This is a genomic window from Cellulosimicrobium cellulans (assembly GCF_016907755.1).
Classification (GTDB): domain Bacteria; phylum Actinomycetota; class Actinomycetes; order Actinomycetales; family Cellulomonadaceae; genus Cellulosimicrobium; species Cellulosimicrobium cellulans_D.
On the sequence record NZ_JAFBCN010000001.1, the window covers coordinates 3,832,302 to 3,850,862 of the forward strand.

The 18,561-nt window shown below is 75.2% G+C and carries 16 protein-coding genes; 10 read left to right on the forward strand and 6 right to left on the reverse strand.

Annotation, left to right across the window (positions count from 1 at the left end):
* Nucleotides 1–58 precede the first annotated feature (58 nt).
* The 7 genes from JOE63_RS16645 (at nt 59) to JOE63_RS16670 (ending at nt 7,446) form a co-directional block, all read left to right on the forward strand.
* On the forward strand, nt 59–1,411 hold the full coding sequence (locus tag JOE63_RS16645; protein WP_204542673.1) for a DUF7544 domain-containing protein: 1,353 nt from the start codon (nt 59–61) through the stop codon (nt 1,409–1,411).
* The gene (locus JOE63_RS16650; protein WP_204542675.1) at nt 1,408–2,079 is read left to right on the forward strand and encodes a DUF4129 domain-containing protein; all 672 of its coding nucleotides are present in this window, start codon (nt 1,408–1,410) and stop codon (nt 2,077–2,079) included. The genes JOE63_RS16645 and JOE63_RS16650 overlap by 4 nt, the downstream gene beginning before the upstream one ends.
* A complete protein-coding gene (locus JOE63_RS16655; protein WP_307840178.1) occupies nt 2,076–3,332 on the forward strand; it encodes a DUF4350 domain-containing protein in 1,257 nt (418 codons plus the stop codon). The genes JOE63_RS16650 and JOE63_RS16655 overlap by 4 nt, the downstream gene beginning before the upstream one ends.
* Nucleotides 3,333–3,556: 224 nt before the next feature.
* A complete protein-coding gene (locus JOE63_RS16660) occupies nt 3,557–4,531 on the forward strand; it encodes an AAA family ATPase (RefSeq protein ID WP_087472472.1) in 975 nt (324 codons plus the stop codon).
* A 10-nt stretch (nt 4,532–4,541) separates the two neighbouring features.
* Nucleotides 4,542–5,834, forward strand: coding sequence for a DUF58 domain-containing protein (locus JOE63_RS16665; protein ID WP_204542677.1), 1,293 nt, complete (start codon nt 4,542–4,544; stop codon nt 5,832–5,834).
* Between the two features lie 171 nt (nt 5,835–6,005).
* A complete protein-coding gene (locus JOE63_RS21495; protein WP_255318720.1) occupies nt 6,006–6,128 on the forward strand; it encodes a hypothetical protein in 123 nt (40 codons plus the stop codon).
* 7 nt (nt 6,129–6,135) lie between these two features.
* The gene (locus JOE63_RS16670; protein WP_204542679.1) at nt 6,136–7,446 is read left to right on the forward strand and encodes a winged helix DNA-binding domain-containing protein; all 1,311 of its coding nucleotides are present in this window, start codon (nt 6,136–6,138) and stop codon (nt 7,444–7,446) included.
* A 65-nt stretch (nt 7,447–7,511) separates the two neighbouring features.
* On the opposite strand, the gene JOE63_RS16675 is transcribed toward JOE63_RS16670, so the two are convergent.
* Nucleotides 7,512–8,501 carry a stage II sporulation protein M gene (locus tag JOE63_RS16675; protein ID WP_204542681.1) on the reverse strand — a complete coding sequence of 330 codons (990 nt, stop codon included), beginning with the start codon at nt 8,499–8,501 and terminating at the stop codon, nt 7,512–7,514.
* Nucleotides 8,502–8,589: 88 nt separating this feature from the next.
* Between JOE63_RS16675 and JOE63_RS16680 the strand changes: the two genes are divergently transcribed.
* A complete protein-coding gene (locus JOE63_RS16680; protein ID WP_087469560.1) occupies nt 8,590–9,408 on the forward strand; it encodes an RDD family protein in 819 nt (272 codons plus the stop codon).
* 27 nt (nt 9,409–9,435) lie between these two features.
* Here the strand turns inward: JOE63_RS16680 and JOE63_RS16685 are convergent, their stop codons facing one another.
* The 5 genes from JOE63_RS16685 to ahcY all read right to left on the reverse strand — a co-directional run bounded on the left by JOE63_RS16685 (nt 9,436) and on the right by ahcY (nt 15,683).
* Entirely contained in the window at nt 9,436–10,830 is a 1,395-nt protein-coding gene (locus tag JOE63_RS16685; RefSeq protein WP_307840179.1) for an acyltransferase family protein, read from the reverse strand.
* A 211-nt stretch (nt 10,831–11,041) separates the two neighbouring features.
* Nucleotides 11,042–11,701 (reverse strand): response regulator transcription factor, encoded by a 660-nt coding sequence (locus JOE63_RS16690; protein ID WP_087472475.1) that lies wholly within the window; start codon nt 11,699–11,701, stop codon nt 11,042–11,044.
* Nucleotides 11,702–11,816: 115 nt separating this feature from the next.
* Nucleotides 11,817–13,337 carry a sensor histidine kinase gene (locus JOE63_RS16695; RefSeq protein ID WP_204542684.1) on the reverse strand — a complete coding sequence of 507 codons (1,521 nt, stop codon included), beginning with the start codon at nt 13,335–13,337 and terminating at the stop codon, nt 11,817–11,819.
* A gap of 121 nt (nt 13,338–13,458) precedes the next feature.
* Nucleotides 13,459–14,088: a hypothetical protein gene (locus tag JOE63_RS16700; protein ID WP_204542686.1), complete on the reverse strand. Its 630-nt coding sequence runs from the start codon at nt 14,086–14,088 to the stop codon at nt 13,459–13,461.
* A 35-nt stretch (nt 14,089–14,123) separates the two neighbouring features.
* Nucleotides 14,124–15,683: an adenosylhomocysteinase gene (ahcY, locus tag JOE63_RS16705; protein ID WP_204542688.1), complete on the reverse strand. Its 1,560-nt coding sequence runs from the start codon at nt 15,681–15,683 to the stop codon at nt 14,124–14,126.
* 568 nt (nt 15,684–16,251) lie between these two features.
* Between ahcY and JOE63_RS16710 the strand changes: the two genes are divergently transcribed.
* Together JOE63_RS16710 and JOE63_RS16715 are read left to right on the forward strand one after the other, a co-directional pair.
* The gene (locus JOE63_RS16710) at nt 16,252–17,613 is read left to right on the forward strand and encodes a quaternary amine ABC transporter ATP-binding protein (protein ID WP_087472476.1); all 1,362 of its coding nucleotides are present in this window, start codon (nt 16,252–16,254) and stop codon (nt 17,611–17,613) included.
* Complete coding sequence (locus JOE63_RS16715; protein ID WP_087469565.1) at nt 17,610–18,479, forward strand: ABC transporter permease; 870 nt, start codon at nt 17,610–17,612, stop codon at nt 18,477–18,479. The genes JOE63_RS16710 and JOE63_RS16715 overlap by 4 nt, the downstream gene beginning before the upstream one ends.
* The last annotated feature ends 82 nt before the right edge of the window (nt 18,480–18,561 follow it).

The following is an 18,561-nucleotide window of genomic DNA, read 5'->3' on the forward strand; positions in this document are numbered from 1 at the left end:
GATCCTCGCCCGGCGGCATGGAACGACGCCCGAGCCGACCGCGGGGGACCACGAGCAGATGAGCACACCCGACACCTCCGGCACGCCGGACGGTGCCACGCCGGACCCGACGACGGCACCCGGTCCGACGACGCCCGCCGACCCCGCCCAGAGCGGCGACGCCGGAGGCTGGGGAGCCCCCGCGTACGGCGCGCCCGGCTACGGTGCGCCGGGCAGCGCGGCCCCCCGGCCCCAGTACGGCCAGTACGCCCCGGGGTACGGACCCGGCCAGGTCCCGACGGCGGACCAGCCGCCCGCGCCCGCCGCGCCGAGCGGGTGGGGACAGCCGTCGACCGGTCAGCCGCAGCACGGGCAGGCCGCGCCGCAGGATCCGGGCGGGTACGGCCAGCCGGGCTACGGGCAGGGCCAGTACGGGCAGCAGCAGTACGGCGCCCCGGGCTACGGCCCGCCCGCCGGGTTCGCGGGCGCGCACTACGTGGCCCCGGCCGCCAAGCCGGGGATCGTCCCGCTGCGCCCGCTGTCGCTCGGCGAGATCTTCGACGGCGCGTTCGGCGCGATCCGCCACAACCCCCGCGTCATGCTCGGCATGAGCACGCTCGTCGTCGTGATCGCCACCGTCGTCGGGGCGCTGCTCGGGTGGGCGTTCTCCGGCTACTTCGCCGACTTCTTCCTCTCACTGCCCAGCGAGTCCGGGCTGGGCGGGATGGAGAACGACTTCGCGATGCTCTACTCGAGCACGCTCGGGACCGGGCTCACGACGAGCCTCGCCACCCCCATCGTCAGCGGGCTGCTCACGGTCTCGATCGGGCAGTCCGTCATCGGGCGCAAGGCCACGATCGGGGAGGTCTGGTCCCAGGTCGGCCGCCGCGCGTGGTTCCTCATCGGCTTCTCGCTCCTGCTGGGCCTGGCGTGGGCGGTCGCCGTCTCGCTGGTCGTCCTCCTGGTCGTCCTCGGCTTCGCCGCCACGACCGGGCTCGGCGTGGTCCTCCTCGTCGTCGCACTCCCCGGCCTCGTGGCGCTGGCCGTCTGGGTCGGCACGCGCACCGGGCTCGTCCCGCCGGCGCTCGCGCTCGAGGGCCAGCCGTTCTGGGCGACCGTCCGGCGCTCGTGGCTCCTGACGCGCGGCAGCTTCTGGCGCCTCTTCGGCATCTACCTGCTCGCCTACGTCGCGATGTACGTCGTCGTGCAGATCGTCGTCTCGCCGTTCAGCCTCGTGAGCACGTTCCTCCTCGCCGCGGGGCAGGGCTTCGTCGCGAACGCTCTGCTGGCGCTCGGTGTCGCGCTCTCGACGATCGTCATGACGTTGTTCCTCGGGAGCGTCGTGGCGCTGCTCTACATCGACGTGCGCATGCGGCGCGAGGGCCTGGACGTCGAGCTCGCCACCGCGGCGAACGCGCAGCCGCCGGCATGACGCTGCGGTCGCTCGCGGCCGACGTGCCCGTGCAGCCGGGCGCCGACGAGGCGCGCCGGTGGCTCGTCGAGGAGCTCGCGAAGCCCGAGTACCGCACGGAGCCGTCGCTCCTGCAGCGGTTCGTCGACTGGCTGCTCGGGCTCTTCGACGGCGCACCCACGATCGACCTGGGCGGCCCGCTCACCGCGGTCCTCGTCGTCGCGGTCGTGCTCCTCGTGGCCGGGATCGCCTACTGGGTCGCCGGCCCGGTGCGCCTGTCGCGCCGGGCGACGACGTCCGCCGTCGTGCTGGACGACGACGTGCGGACCGCCGCCGAGATGCGCGCGGCGGCCGACGCCGCGGCCTCCCGGTCGGACTGGGCGACCGCCACGCTCGAACGCTTCCGCGCCGTCGTCCGCTCGCTCGAGGAGCGGGCCGTCCTCGACGCCCGTCCCGGGCGCACCGCGTGGGAGGCCGCCGAGGCCGCGGGCGAGCGCGTGCCCGACGTCGCGGACGGCCTCGCCCGCGGCGCGCACCTGTTCGACGACGTCGCGTACGGCAAGGCCGCCGTCGGGCCCGAGGCGGACGCGTTCCTGCGGGCGCTCGACGAGCGCACCCTGGCGACGCGTCCCGTGCTGCGGGCCGAGCTCGCGACGGCGGCCGCCCCGTCCTCGGGGGGTGACGCGTGAGCACCACGGCACCCCCGGGGCCCGCCGCTCCCGCGGCCACGGACGGCCTCCGCACGGTCACGACGGCGCACGTGCCCGTCGTCGGCGACGGCACCACGGCCGGTTCCCGGGCGCGGAGCCGGTGGCGGCGCGCCCGCTGGCCCGTCGCGGTGGTCGTCGCGCTCCTCGTGCTCGCCGGCCTGTCCGCGATCGCGCGCCCCACGACCTCGTCGACGCCGCTGGCGCCCGACAACCCCGGCCCCGACGGGGCGCGCGCCGTCGCCGAGGTGCTGCACGACCGGGGCGTCGAGATCACGTACGTGACGACGGTCGCGGACGCGGTCGCGGCGTCCGCGGACGGGGGCACCCTCCTCGTCGCGCAGGGCGACTTCCTGCTCGACGAGCAGGTCGACGCGCTCGTCCGCACGCCGACCGACCTCGTCCTGGTGGCTCCGCCCGACTTCCTGCTCTCGACCGCGACCGACGGCGGCGCGGAGCTCGCCTACGACTGGGGGTCGGAGACGTCCGCCCGGTCGGCGCGCTGCGACGACCCGGCCGCGGAGGCGGCCGGGTCGCTGCGCTCCGACGGCGTCGGCTTCCTCTCGCTCGACCGGACGACCGTCCTGTGCTTCCCCTCCGCCGACGACCCGTCGATCGGCGCCTACCTCGTGCACGAGACGGACGGGCGGAGCGTGCGCGCCGTCGACACGACGGCCGTGCTGCGCAACGACGCGGTCACCGACGACGGCAACGCCGCCCTCGCCCTGTGGACGCTCGGCGCGCACGACCGCCTCGTGTGGCTCGTGCCCGACCCGTTCGACACGTCGCTCGGCGGAGGCGAGGACGAGCAGACCCCGGCGCTCTCCCTCCCGCCGTGGTTCGGCGTCGTCGCGCTCCAGGTGCTCGTCGTCGTGCTCGTCGTCGCGCTGTGGCGCGGCCGCCGGCTCGGCCGGCTCGTGACGGAGGACCTGCCGGTCGTCGTGCGCGCCGCCGAGACGACGCGCGGCCGCGGCCGCCTCTACCGGCGTGCCGGGGCGCGCGGGCACGCCGCCGCCGGGCTGCGCGCGAGCGCCGCGGACCGGCTCGCGAACCGGCTCGGCCTCCCGCGCTCCGCCGACGCGCCCGCCGTCATCGACGCCGTCGCCCGCGCGACGGGCCGCCCGGGCGAGCAGGTCGCCCAGCTCCTGTACGGACCACCACCCGCCGACGACGCGGCGCTGCTCGAGCTCGCGCGTCACCTTGACCGGATCGAGAGCGAGGTCTACCACTCGTGACGCACCACCCCGACGGCTCCGTGCCGCAGCCCGACCGCTACGCGCCGCCACCGCACCAGGAGCAGCCGTACACCCAGGACCCGAGCGTCGCCGACCGCGTGAGCGCGGCCGCCGGCGGCCCCGGGCACGAGCCCGGACCGCACGCACCCGGCGCCCCGACGCCCGGCTACGGCGCAGCGCCCCCGGCGGCCTACGGCCAGCCGGGCGTCCCCGCACCGGCGCCCGTGCACGACGCGCCGCCTGCGCCGTCCCCCGAGCTGCGCCAGGCCCTGGCCGCCGTGCGCACCGAGGTCGGCAAGGCCGTCGTCGGGCAGGACGGGGCCGTGACGAGCCTGCTCATCGCGCTGCTGTGCAAGGGCCACGTGCTGCTGGAGGGGGTGCCCGGCGTCGCGAAGACGCTGCTCGTGCGCACGCTCGCCGCGTCGCTCGACCTCGGCACCAAGCGCGTGCAGTTCACGCCCGACCTCATGCCCGGCGACGTGACCGGCTCGCTCGTGTACGACGCGCGGACCGCCGAGTTCTCGTTCCGCGAGGGCCCCGTCTTCACGAACCTCCTGCTCGCGGACGAGATCAACCGCACGCCCCCCAAGACGCAGGCCTCGCTCCTCGAGGCGATGGAGGAGCGCCAGGTGTCGGTGGACGGGACCCCGCGCCCGCTGCCCGACCCGTTCCTCGTCATCGCGACGCAGAACCCCGTCGAGTACGAGGGCACGTACCCGCTGCCGGAGGCCCAGCTCGACCGCTTCCTGCTCAAGGTCGTGCTGCCCCTGCCCGAGCGCGAGCAGGAGGTCGAGGTGCTCGCGCGCCACGCCGCCGGGTTCAACCCGCGCGACCTCGCGGGCGCGGGCGTGCGCCCCGTCGCCGGACGGGACGTGCTCGACCGGGCGCGTGCGGAGGTCGCCCGCGTGCAGGTCGCGCGCGAGGTGCTGGGCTACGCGGTCGACGTGTGCCGCGCGACGCGCCACTCCCCCTCGCTCTCGCTCGGCGTCTCCCCGCGCGGCGCCACCGCGCTGCTCGCGACGGCGCGCGCGTGGGCGTGGCTGTCCGGCCGCTCCTACGTGACTCCCGACGACGTCAAGGCCCTCGCGCACCCGACCCTGCGCCACCGCGTGCAGCTCCGGCCCGAGGCCGAGCTCGAGGGCGTGACCGCCGAGAGCGTGCTCGACACCGTGCTCGCGTCCGTCCCCGTCCCCCGCTGAGGCGTCGCACGTGGCCCTCACGTGGCGCGCCGTCGTCCTGACGGCGCTCGGGATCGTCCCCGTGCTGCTGTTCCCCGTGCCGGGGACGGTGCTCGTGTGGACGCTGCTCGTCGTCGCGCTCTGCGCGCTCGACGCGTCGCTCGCGGCGTCCCCGCGGCGCGTCGCGATCGAGCGCCGCGTCCCGGGGTCGGTCCGCCTCACCGACACGACGACGTCGCGCCTCACCCTCACCAACCTCGCGCCCCGGCGGCTCCGCGCGCTCGTGCGCGACGCGTGGCCGCCGTCCGCGGGGACCCAGGTCAACCGGCACCCGGTCGACCTGCCGCCCGGCGAGGCCACGCGCGTCACGACCGTCCTCGTGCCCACGCGGCGCGGCGAGCGCGTCGCCGACCGGGTCACGATCCGCTCGTTCGGCCCCCTGCGCCTCGCCGCCCGCCAGGCCTCGATCACCGTGCCCGGTCGGCTGCGCGTGCTCCCCGAGTTCGCGTCCCGCCGCCACCTGCCGAGCCGGCTCGCGCGCCTGCGCGAGATGGACGGCCGCGCCGCGGTCCAGGTCCGCGGCGAGGGCACGGAGTTCGACTCGCTGCGCGAGTACGTCCTCGGCGACGACGTCCGCTCGATCGACTGGCGCGCGTCCGCCCGCGGTCGGGACATGGTCGTGCGCACGTGGCGTCCGGAGCGCGACCGGCGCGTGCTCATCGTCGTCGACACGTCGCGCACGTCGGCGACCCGCGTCGGCGACGAGCCGCGCCTCGACGCGAGCATCGAGGCCGCGCTCCTGCTCGCCGCGCTCGCCGGGCGCGCGGGCGACCGGGTCGAGCTCGTCGCGTACGACCGCACCGTGCGCTCGCGCGTCGCCGGAGCCGCCGGCCCGCGTCTCATGCCCGCCATGGCCGACGCGCTCGCACCGCTCGAGCCCGCGCTGCTCGAGACCGACTGGCCGGGGCTCGTCGGCGCCGTCCACGAACGCCTGTCCCAGCGCGCGCTCGTCGTGCTCCTGTCCACCCTCGACCCCGCCGCGGTCGAGACCGGGCTGCTCCCCGTCGTCGGGCAGCTCACGGCCAAGCACCAGGTCGTGCTCGCCGCCGCCGGCGACCCCGAGGTCGCGGCCCTCCGCGACGGCCGCAGCGGCACCGCCGAGGCGTACGACGCCGCCGCGGCGGCACGTGGCGAGATCGAGCGCGCCGCCGTGACGACCGTCCTGCGCCAGCGCGGCGTCGAGGTCGTCGACGCCCTCCCCGACGACCTCGCCCCCCGCCTCGCCGACACCTACCTCGCCCTCAAGGCCGCCGGCCGCCTCTGACCTCCGGGCCGAGACCCAGCCAGCCGACTGCGAGGTAGAACCTCCGGTCGCGAGATAGAGCTCCGGGCGCTCTACCTCGCGACCGGCAGTTCTACCTCGGCGGACAAGGACGTTCCCTCAGGGGCGAGGTAGGGTCGTGCGGGTCTTTCCACCGATCTCAGGAGAACACCCGTGGCCTGGCAGCCGACCGATCCCCGACAGCGTGCACGGCGCAACCGTCGCGTCGCGATGATCGTCGTGGCGGCGCTCCTCGCGACGTTCCTCATCCCCGCGCTCGCGATCGTGCTGTCCTGACCTGCCGATGGCGGACGGGCGGTTCGGGCCGCGGCTGAGCCACGACGACCTCAGCCGCGCGCTGCTCGCGCGCCAGCACCTCGACGCCCCGCGCGAGGCGTCGGTGCTGGACGAGGTGCGGCACCTCGTCGGTCTCCAGTCACAGGTGCCGTCGTCGCCGTACCCGGCGCTGTGGTCACGGCTCGCGGCGTTCGCGCCCGACGACCTGGGCTCGCTCCTCACCGACCGCGAGGTCGTGCGCGTCGGCGCGCTGCGCGGCACGGTGCACCTGGTCGCCGCGGACGACGCGATCGGGCTCGCAGCGCTGGTGCGCCCGACGCTCGCCACGTACCTGCGGGCGAAGAACCAGCACGGCACAGCCCTCGCGGACGTCGACCTCGACGACCTCGAGGAGGTCGCACGCGACCTGCTCGAGGAGCCGCTGACCTCGGTCGAGCTCGGCAGGCGGCTCGCGGTGCGGTGGCCCGACGTCGACCCCAAGCACCTCGCGTACGGGGCGCGCTGCCTGCTGCCGCTGGTCCAGGTGCCGCCGCGCGGGCTCTGGGGCGCGAACGGGCCGGGCACCACGACCACCTGGACGATGGCGCAGGCGTGGCTGGGCCGCTCCGACCCGGTCCTCGACGCGGTCGCGCACGACACGGACCCCGCCGCCGTCCTCACGGCGCGCGTCGGGCTCGTGCGGCGCTACCTGGCGGCGTTCGGCCCGGCCTCCGTGGCCGACGCGCAGCGCTGGGCGGGGCTGACCCGGCTCAAGGCCGCGTTCGACCTGCTGCGTCCCGAGCTCGTGACGTTCACCGGACCGCACGACAAGGAGCTCCTCGACCTCCCCGACGCGCCCCGCCCGCCGGGCGACGCCCCCGTGCCGGTGGTCCTCGCGGGCGACTTCGACAACCTCGTCCTCTCCCACGACGACCGGACGCGGGTCCTCGGCGACGTCCCGGTCAAGAGCGTCGTGAGCGTCAACGGCCAGGTCGCGGCGACGGTGCTGGTCGACGGCCGCGTCGCCGGGGCGTGGACGGCGCGCCCGACAGCCACGGCCGCGCGGTCCGCCCCCACCCGGGCGACGACCGGGGCGACGTCGCCCGAGGAGCCGGCGGGTGACGTCGTGCACGTCGAGGTGCGCCCGCTGCGCGGCCCCGCGGGTGACGTGACCGGACGCGGTACGGCCGGCGGCGGAGCGGGCGCCGCCGACGTCCGCCGCTCCCCCGCGGACCGGCTCCGCGAGCCGGGCGTGCGCGACGCGGTCGTCGCGCGAGCCGAGGACTGGGTCCGGTGCGCGTGGCCGGGCGCGCGGGCGCGCGTCGTCGTGCACGACTGACCGGGTCTCACGAGCCCCGAGCCGGGAACCGGAGCCGGAAGCAGAGCCGGGAGCCGGGAAGAAGGTCAGGCCGCGACCGGGGCGACGTCGCCCGCGTGGTCGGCGGTGAGGTCGCCGGTCTCTCCGGCCGCCACGGCACGACGGCCGAGCACGATCGTGTAGACCCAGAACCCGGCGAGCGCGATCGCGCCGATGACGATCTTGAGCCACCACGGCATGGTCGAGCCCGTGACGAAGCCCTCGATGACGCCGGAGACCGCCAGCGCGATCGCGAGCCCGATCGCGACCGTGACGAGCGCGCGTCCCTCCTGCGCGAGGGCACGCGAGCGCGGGAGCGGGCCGGGGTCGACCCAGGCCCAGAAGATCCGCAGCCCCGCGGCGCCGGCGACGAAGACCGACATGAGCTCGAGCAGGCCGTGCGGCGCGATGAGCTGGAGGAAGAGCCCCAGCTCGCCGTGCGCGGCCATCATGCCGCCGATCGAGCCCACGCCCACGGCGTTCGTGAAGAGCACGTACGCGGGGAAGATCCCCGTGATCCCCAGCCCGATGCACTGGGCCGCGATCCAGGCGTTGTTGGTCCAGACGACGGTGGCGAAGTCGAGGCCGGGGTCGTAGTACGACGCGAACGCCTCGTTCACGTAGTTCTCCTGGACGCTCGGCGGCCCCATGGACGCGAGGCCCTCGGGCGTCGTCGCGACCCAGATCCCGGCGACGAGCGCCACGACGACGCACGCGACCGTCACGCCGACCGACCACCACCGGATCCGGTACAGCGCGGCCGGCAGGGACACGACGAGGAACCGCACGACGTCGCGCCACGCGGGCTCGTGCGCCCCCGCGATGCGCGTGCGGGCCTTGCCCAGGAGGACGGAGAGGCGGGAGATGAGCACGGGGTCCGGCGCGACGGACCGGACGGTCGACAGGTGCGTCGCCACGGCCTGGTAGAGCCGGACCAGCTCGTCCGCCTCGGCGCCGTCGAGCGTGCGCCGCGAGGTGAGGGTCTCCAGGCGGTCCCACTGCGCGCGGTGCACGTCGGTGAAGGCGTCGAGGTCCACGACCGATACCCTGCCACACAGGGCGTGCCGCCGGTGCGCCGACCGGCGCGCGGGCACGGACCCGTGACGGAACGAGGCGAGGAGCAGCGTGCGGGACGGCATCCTGATCGGCGAGGGCGTGGTCCTCGACGCGCGACCGGCGTCGTTCGTCACGCGCGGCCTCGCGCTCTTCCTCGACATGCTGACGCTCTTCGTCGCGCTGTTCGCCCTGCTCTTCGCGACGTCGGGCTCGCTCGAGCTCGTCGACCCGGACTTCGCCCCGGCCATCGGGATCGCGCTCGCCGTGCTCGTCATGGTCGTCGTCCCGACGACCGTCGAGACGCTCTCGCGCGGGCGCTCGCTCGGCAAGCTGGCGCTGGGCATCCGGGTCGTGCGCGACGACGGTGGCCCGGTCCGCTTCCGGCACGCCTTCCTGCGCGCCCTGGTCGGCGTCGGCGAGATCTGGCTGACGCTCGGCTCGGTCGCGCTCGTGGCGTCGCTGACGAACGACAAGGGCAAGCGCCTCGGCGACATGGCGGCGGGGACGTACGCGATCCGGGTGCGGGGCGGGCGGCCGACGCTCGCGCCGCTCGTCATGCCGCCGTACCTCGCCGCGTGGGCGTCCCGCGCCGACATGCGCCGCCTGCCCGACGGTCTCGCGCTCGCCGCGCGGCAGTTCCTCTCCCGCGCGGGCAAGCTCCACCCGGCGTCGCGGGCCCGGCTGGGGCAGGAGCTCGCGGGGCAGGTCGAGCGGTACGTCGCGCCGGGCCCGCCGCCCGGCACGCACCCGGAGACGTTTCTCCTGGCCGTGCTCGCGGAACGGCGGGACCGCGACTGGGCGACGGCGCAGCGCGCGCAGGCGCTCGCCGGCGAGCAGGCCGAGCTACTGCACCGGCTCCCCTACTCGATCCCCGACCCCACGCGCTGACGCGACGACACCTGTCCGCCGCTCCTGTCAGCGGTTCGTCGCGCTCGAGCGCGTGCTGCTGCTGACAGGTCGCGCGGGACGGGCGTCCTCGAAGCGGCCCACCAGGCGGGAGATGCCCAGGAGCACGAGCGCGAACGCACCGAACCAGACCGGGCGGCTCGCCCACCAGTCGGCGCTGCCCGGCGCCGGGAGCTGCTGGTCGAGCACCACGAGCACGATCCCGACGACGACGATCATCGCCGTGAGGTGCCACAGGTAGACGGTCATGGACCGTCGGGCGATCGCCGCGACGACGGTCCGGCCGCGGCCGTCCGCCCAGCGCACGAGCGGCCCCCGGGCGGCGAGCGCGAGCGCGACGAGAGCGACCGCGTGCAGGACGACCGGCGCCGTCGGCGGCCCGAGGTTCGACATCGCGTCCCCCGGCATGCCGATGAGCGACACCGGGTACGGTCCGACGGCGACGAGCAGGGCCGCGAGCGTCGCCGCGGCGAGCCCGACGCCCACGAGCACGACCGGCCGTGGCAGGACGGCGACCGGCACCACGCGTCCCCGGCGCACGACGCGCGTCCCGGAGCGCGCGTCGGCGTACAGGAGCCCGATGGCGTACGGCACGGCCCACACGAGCACGACGTCGACGAGCGCGAGGCGCTCCGCACCGGCGCCGAAGCGGAGCGCCTCGACCGCGAGCGGTGCGGCGACCAGCGCGCCGACGGTCCACCAGCCCGCGGCGTGCAGCGCGCGCCGCAGGAGCGGCGTGAGCACGACGAGGCCGAGGTACACCGCGAGGAACCACAGGAGCTGCGGCGCGAGCGTCGCGAGCGAGCGCACGGCGTCCCCGGGCAGTCCCGCCGCGAGCAGCACGCCGATCGCGACGACCCACGCCCCGACGAACACCCCGACGGGCCGCAGCAGCCGGGGGACGCGCCGACCGGCGAGCCGCGCCCCGGCCGCGAGGTCGGCCAGGGCGCTCGGGCGGGCCACCACCCGCCTGGCGCCCGCGAGCCCGGGCGAGCGACCGCCGTCGGGCCCGCGCTGCAGCCCGTACGCGGCCGAGGCCCCGGCGGCGAAGAACAGGAGCGCGAGGACCTGCAGCAGCCAGGTGACGGTCCAGCCCGCGCCGTGCGCGAGGGCGTTGCCGATGCGCAGGTGCTCGCCGTCCCACGTCGCGTCCGCCATGAGCCAGTGCACCGTGAGGACGCTGAGCGTCGCGAGGGCCCGCACGGCGTCGACGAACACGTCGCGGCGAGGCCGGCGCGCCCCGTCCTCCACGGGGAGCGGGGCGGTGCCGGGCGTCCGCGCGGTGCCTGACGGCGGTCGGTACCGGCGGGCGTGCGGCCCGCCCGGGGACGCCGGTCGGGCGGGCGCGGGGCGTGCGCGGGACGGCGCGCGGGTCGGGGACGGCGGCGGCGACAGGACGGCCACGGGATGCTCCAAGGTCGGCGTGCCCGGGAGGATCCCCGGTGCTCACCAGTCTCGAAACATCCTGTTCGTCCCGGTACGGGACGGTCCCCCGACCTCGCCGCGGCGGACCACCGCCGCGCACGGGGGTTGTCCCCCGGCCGGTCCCGACGACCTGTCAGCAGCTCGTCGCGCTCGGGCGCGAGCACGTGCTGACAGGTGGAGGGACGGTCGGCTACACCTTGAGGTAGCGCAGCACGGCGAGCACGCGCCGGTGGTCGCCCGCGTCCTGGGGCAGGCCGAGCTTGCCGAAGATCGACGTGACGTTCTTCTCGACCGCGCCGTAGGAGAGGAACAGCGCCTCCGCGATGGCGGAGTTCGACCGCCCCTGCGCCATGAGCTCCAGGACCTCGGTCTCGCGCGGCGTGAGGCGCGCCAGCCCGTCGTCGGACCGCGAGGCGCCCATGAGCTGGCTCACGACCTCGGGGTCGAGCACGGTCTGCCCGGCCGCGATGCGCGTGAGCGCGTCGACGAACTCGCCGACGTCCGCGACACGGTCCTTGAGCAGGTACCCGACGCCGCGCGCGCCGCCCGTGAGCAGCTCGCTCGCGAACCGCGTCTCGACGTACTGGGAGAACAGCAGCACCCCGAGGTCGGGGTGCGCGGCGCGCAGCGCGAGCGCGGCGCGCAGCCCCTCGTCGGTGAACGTCGGAGGCATGCGGATGTCGACGACCGCGACGTCGGGCAGGGCGTCCTCGGCCGCGAGCCGGGCCACCCGCGCGACGAGCTCGTCGCCGTCCGCGACCGCGGCCACGACCTCGTGGCCGCGGCGCGTGACGAGCGCGACGAGCCCGTCGCGCAGGATGGCGGAGTCCTCGGCGATGACGAGCCGCATGGTGTCCTTCCGGTCGGGCGGGCCGTGCGACGGCCCCGGCGGGCGGGATGCCCCGGGGACATCGTGCCCGACGCCGTCCGCGCGTCCCCGCAGGACACGGTCGTCCGTGCGCACGTCAGACCCGCACGGGCAGGAGGACCGTGACGACCGTCGGGCCGCCGACCGGGCTCGTGAGCTCGAACGTGCCGTCCACGGAGCGCACGCGCTCCGCGAGGCCCGCGAGGCCGGACCGCTGGCCGTCGGACCCGGGCTGCACGACGCGCGCGCCGCCCTGGCCGTCGTCGCGCACCCGCAGGCGCAGCCGCGCGCCGCGCCCGCTCCCCTGCCGCTCGACGAGCACGTACGCGCCCGTGGCGCGCGCGTGCTTGACCGCGTTGGTCACGAGCTCGGCGACGCAGAAGTACGCGATCGACTCCACGGCCGGCGCGAGCCTGCCCGACGCCTCGACGGCCGGGTCGACGTCGACCGTGACCGGGAGCGGCGAGCGCGCCGCGAGCGTCTCCAGCGCGACGGCGAGCCCGTTGTCGAGCGCCGGCGGGTGGATGCCGCGCGCGAGCTCGCGGAGCTCGACGAGCGCCTCCTTGGTCGACGAGTGCGCGAGGTCGACGAGCTCGAGCGCGTCGTCGCGGTCGCCCCCCGCGGCGAGCTGCTCCTTGGCCTCGCCGAGCTGCATCGCGACGGCGACCAGGCGGGCCTGCGTGCCGTCGTGCAGGTCGCGCTCGATGCGCCGCAGCTTCGCGTCGGCGTCCTCGACGGTGCGGCCGCGCGACTCCTCGAGGTCGGCGACGCGCAGGCTCGAGAGGGTCGGCCCGAGCAGCGCCACGGTGAGGGCGCGGAAGAGCTGCGCGAATCCTCGCGTGATCTGCGCCCAGAGCCAGAGGAAGAGCAGGCCGACGACGACGAGGCCGAGCTGCCGCACCGGGGTGTCGACGAACCAGTCCGTGCCGAACGACGCGCCGCGGTGCCACGACCCGTCGCTCGCCTGCTGGAGGGGGAGCCAGCGCGACCAGATCCAGTGCGTCATCCCGCCCAGCCCCACGGCGAGGAACACCGTGCTCACGACGAACGACACGATCGCGAGGGGGAACGTGACGAGGAGGAAGAGCACGGCCCGCCAGCCCGTCCCGTCACCGATGCCGCTCCACAGGGTGCTCCAGAACCCGCGCCGCCGGACGTACGGCGCGGGGGCGGCGACGTCGATGCCGAGCGCCGAGCGCGCCAGGGACCGGTACATCGAGCCCCAGCCCCGCCCGCCGACCACGACCCACCCCGCGACCACGAGGCCGATGACCGGCACCAGCATCGCCACGAGGAAGACCACCGCGAACAGCCCGTAGGTGAACGCGAACGGAGCGAGGAGGATCGCGAGCCACAGGTATCCGTACGCGCGCCACGTCTGCCGGTGGAACGGCGCACGCGCGAACGCCACGCGCTCGCGGTGGTCGACGTACCGTGGGTCGGGCTGCGTGCCGGCGAACGACGTCGCGTCCGCGGCCGCCGTGGGCGTCGCCGTGACGCCCGTCGCGGGTGCGGTCGGTGCCGCCAGAGGTGCCCGCGCAGGTCCGGGCGTCGGGGTGCCCGACGTCGGGTCGTCCGCGGGCACGACGCTCGGCTGGTCAGGGGTCACGGCAGTCATGGTGCCAGTCTCGGCGACCCGAGGTCACGGCGACAGGGAGGCGTCCGCCCGACCGGGGTGGGGACAACCCCCGTGTCACGCCGTCGGAGCGGCCACCGGCGCGGTCGGCCCGGGGCGCGCGTCAGTGCAGCAGGTACTTGACGGCGATGACGATGCCGCCGAACGCTGCCGCCAGCGCGGTCTCCCCGACGAGTCGTGCACCCCGCGCCCCCGCGCGGAACGCCGCGAGGAAGCCGACGACGCCCAGCAGCACGACGGTGAACCACACCGCGACGAGAGCGGCGGCCTCCGCGTCGCGCCCGAAGGCGTAGGCGATCAGGTAGACCGCGATCCCGGGAACCGCACCGAGCAACACCCCGACGTTGAGCCGGAGAGCCGTGAGGGTACGGTCCCACAGGGAGTGCCCGCTGTCGTGGAAGCGCCCGCTGACCGCGTCGACGTAGCAGTGCGCGAGCCAGTAGCCGACCGCCACGAGCGAGGTCGCGATCACGACGCGGTCCCCGCTCGGGGCGTGCACGCTCGAGACGGCCATGACGAAGCCGGCGACGATCGCGCCGTACAGCAGGTCGTGCGGGGGCTCGCGCTCCCAGCGGTCGCCCACCCGGTGCCACAGGGGCCGGACGCGGCCCGGTGGCGGGCTGTCGGGCCCGTCCCCCGGCCCGCCGGGGTGCCCGTCGCTCTGCCCCGTCGTGCCCTCGCCCGGTGCGGGCGGGGGCACGACGGGGCCGCGCTCGTCGGACGACGGTTCCATGCGGCCTCCTCGTGGCGCGAGCGGGTCGTCGGCGCTCAGTAGCGGTAGTGCTCGGGCTTGTACGGGCCCTCCACCGGGACGCCGAGGTAGTCGGCCTGGGACGGCGAGAGCTCGGTGAGCCGCACGCCGAGCGCGTCGAGGTGCAGGCGCGCCACCTTCTCGTCGAGCACCTTGGGCAGGCGGTAGACCTGGCGCGCGTACGACCGCTCGCGCCCCTCCTCCCCGGCGCCGGTCGCGTCCTGGAAAAGCTCGATCTGGCCGATCACCTGGTTGGAGAACGAGTTGCTCATGACGAACGACGGGTGGCCGGTCGCGTTGCCGAGGTTGAGCAGGCGCCCCTCGGACAGCACGACGATCGAGCGACCCGCGGCCTGCCCGCCCGGGCCGGGCTCGGCGAACGTCCACTCGTGGACCTGCGCCTTGATCTCGGTGCGGGACACCCCGGGCACCTCGGCGAGCCCGGCGATGTCGATCTCGTTGTCGAAGTGGCCGATGTTGCCGACGACGGCCTTGTCCTTCATCGCGACGAGGTGCTCGGCGCGGACCACGTCCTTGTTTCCCGTGGTCGTGATGAAGAAGTCGGCCTCGCCGAGAACGTCCTCGATCCGGGCGACCTGGTAGCCGTCCATCGCGGCCTGGAGCGCGCAGATCGGGTCGACCTCGGACACGATGACGCGCGCGCCCTGGCCGCGGAACGCCTCGGCAGCGCCCTTGCCGACGTCGCCGTAGCCCGCGACGAACGCGACCTTGCCGCCCATGAGGACGTCGGTCGCGCGGTTGATGCCGTCGGGCAGCGAGTGGCGGATGCCGTACTTGTTGTCGAACTTCGACTTGGTGACCGAGTCGTTGACGTTGATCGCCGGGAAGAGCAGCTCGCCGGCCTCGGCGAGCTGGTAGAGCCGGTGCACGCCCGTCGTCGTCTCCTCGGTGACGCCCTGGATCGCCTGGGCGATCGTCGTCCAGCGCAGGGGGTCCGCCTCGAGCGCGCGGCGCAGCACGGAGCGCACGACGTTCATCTCGTGCGTGTGGTCGGGCTCGCCGGGCAGCGTGTCGGGCGGGACGACGCCCGCACGCTCGTACTGCAGGCCGAGGTGCACGAGCATCGTGGCGTCGCCGCCGTCGTCGAGGATGAGGTTCGGCGACTCGTCCCCGGGCCAGAGCAGGATCTGCTCGGTGCAGTCCCAGTACTCCTCGAGGCTCTCGCCCTTCCACGCGAAGACGGGCACGCCCTGCGGGTCCTCGGGCGTGCCGTGCGGCCCGACGACGACGGCGGCCGCGGCCTCGTCCTGCGTGGAGAAGATGTTGCAGCTCGCCCAGCGCACCTGCGCCCCGAGCGCGGTGAGCGTCTCGATGAGGACGGCGGTCTGCACGGTCATGTGGAGCGACCCGGCGATCCGCGCGCCGGCGAGCGGCTGCGACGCGCCGTACTCGGCACGCAGCGCCATGAGGCCGGGCATCTCGTGCTCCGCGAGGCGGAGCTGGTGGCGGCCCGCCTCCGCGAGGGACAGGTCACGGACCTTGTAGCGGCCGGGGACCTCGTCGAAGCCGGGAGCGGCTCCCGGGGTGGCCGTCGGGGCTGGCGCTGTGGTGGACATGGTTCTCCTGTGCGTTCTCGGTGCCGGTCGGGCCGGTGGTGCCGGCCCTCCCGGTGGCTGACCGGTGGCTGCGCTGGGGGCTCCCGTCCGCGCCGGACGGGACCGCGGCCCGCCCGGTCCCAGCCTACCGACGACGGCGCCGCCCGGCCCCGGCGAGCGGGCCGCCCGGTGCGGGTCGCACCGTTCGTCCGGCGCGCGCGCCCGGGCGCGCGCGTAACACGAATGCTTGACCATCTCAAGATCACAAAGGGATAACGATCCGAGATCGTTCGACATCCGCACCGTTGCAACGATGCTCGGTCAAGAATCGTCCTGGAACAGTCCCCGATTCCGGGGTCCTAGGTAGAAGTTGAACCTCGAATCAGGCAGGGTGCTGGAGTACCGATTGACGTCGGACCAGCATGTGGCCCGCTGCGCGCCGAGCGCGGAGGTCGCCCCCGGGCGCCCGACCGCGACGCGCTCACGAGCCGCGTGCCACGCCCCCGAGACGCCGCCGCCGGACCCCTCTGGCGCCGTCCTCGCGCGGGGCGTGCCGGTCCCCGCACGGAAGGTGGCGAGACCCGCCCGCATGACAGCACCCAGCATCACCCCGCCCGACAGCGCTGACCCGACGGTCGACGCCCCCGCACCGTCGACCCCTCCCTCCACGGACGTCGCCGTCTCCGTGCGCGACGTCTACAAGGTCTTCGGCCGCCGACCGGTCGAGGCGATCCGCCGGCTCGAGCAGGGCGCGGCCCGTGACGACGTCAAGGCGCTCGGCACGGCCGCGGTCATCGACGCGAGCTTCGACGTCCGTCGCGGCGAGATCTTCGTCGTCATGGGCCTCTCCGGCTCCGGCAAGTCCACGCTCATCCGCATGCTCAACGGCCTGTGGAAGCCGACGGCCGGGCACGTGGTGGTCGGCGGGACCGACCTCGCGAGCACCGACGCCAAGCAGCTGCGCGCCCTGCGCCGCAGCAGCGTGAGCATGGTGTTCCAGCACTTCGCGCTCCTGCCGCACCGCACCGTGCTCGACAACGCGGCCTACCCGCTCGAGATCCAGGGCGTCGGCAAGGCCGAGCGCCGCGAGAAGGCCCGCACCGCGCTCGACCTCGTCGGGCTCGGCGGCTGGGAGGACTCGCTCCCGTCGCAGCTCTCGGGCGGCATGCGCCAGCGCGTCGGCCTCGCCCGCGCGCTCGCCGCCGACACCGACGTCCTGCTCATGGACGAGGCGTTCAGCGCGCTCGACCCGCTCATCCGGCGCGAGATGCAGGAGCAGCTCCTCGACCTGCAGCAGCGCCTCGGCAAGACGATCGTCTTCATCACGCACGACCTCAACGAGGCCATGCACCTCGGCGACCGGATCGCCGTCATGCGCGACGGCCGGATCGTGCAGATCGGCACCGCCGAGCAGATCCTGTCCGACCCCGCGAACGACTACGTCGCCCAGTTCGTCGCCGACGTCGACCGCACGCGCGTCCTCACCGCGTCGTCGGTCATGGTGCGCCCCGCGGTCGTCGTGCCCGTCAGCGGCGGGCCGCGCCAGGCCAGCCGCGCGATGCGCGAGGCGCAGGTCTCGGCCGCGTACGTCGTCGACCGCCAGCGCGTGCTGCACGGCGTCGTCCGCGACGACGACGCGGTGGCCGCCCTCAAGGCCGGCCAGGAGTCCATCGGCGACCTCGTGCACGACGGCGTCGCCCCCGTCTCCCCGGACACGCCCCTCGCGGAGATCTTCGCCCCCGCGGCCGAGTCCTCGCTCCCCGTGCCCGTGACCGACGGCGCGGGCCGCCTCGTCGGCGTCGTCCCGCGCGTCACCCTGCTCGAGGCCATGGTCCCGACCGAGCAGCCCCGCACGGGCGAGATCGACCTCGGCGCGCCGGCGGTGCAGGACGAGACCGTCGAGGACGCCGCCGTGGACGCCCAGGCGACGACCGAGGGAGGTGCCGCGTGAACGACACCCTCGTCCCCCGCATCCCGCTCGGCGAGTGGGTCGACACGTTCGTCGACTGGATGACCACGACGTTCCGGCCGCTCTTCCGCTTCGTCAAGGACGTCCTCGTCGGCATCTACGACGGTCTGGACACGATCCTGTCGAGCCCGCCGTTCTGGGTCGTCGCGCTCGCGCTCGCCGCCCTCGCGCTCCTCGCCAAGGGCTGGAAGCTCGCGCTCGGCTCGCTCGTCGGGTTCGTGGTCATCGCCGGCGTCGACCAGTGGGACAACGCGATGGACACCCTCGCCCTCGTCCTGCTGTCCGCCGTCCTGGCCCTCGTCGTCGCGATCCCCCTCGGCATCTGGGCCGCGCGCAACGACCGCGTCTCCGCGGTGGTGCGGCCGATCCTCGACTTCATGCAGACCATGCCGGCGTTCGTCTACCTCATCCCGACCGTCGTCATCTTCCTCACGGGACCCGTCCCGGGCATCATCGCGACGATCATCTTCGCCATGGCGCCCGGCGTCCGGTTCACCGAGCTCGGCATCCGGCAGGTGGACAAGGAGGTCGTCGAGGCGGGCCAGGCGTTCGGCTCGACCCCGGGGCGCATCCTGCGCCAGATCCAGCTCCCGCTCGCGCTCCCGACCATCATGGCCGGCGTCAACCAGGTCATCATGCTGTCGCTCTCCATGGTCGTCATCGCGGGCATGGTCGGCGCCGGCGGCCTCGGCAACGACGTCGTCGCCGCGCTCCAGCGCGTCAACGTCGCGCTCGGCTTCGAGGCCGGCCTCGCCGTCGTCATCCTCGCGATGTTCCTCGACCGCGTGACCTCGGCCCTCGGCAACCGCGCCCCCGTCTCGCGCGCGCTCGCCGCGGCGCGCGTCTGAGCGGCGCCTCTGACGCGCGCACGAACCGAACCCGGACGCAGCGCCGGGAACCCGCCCGCCGCACCCCCGGCGTCGGGCACAC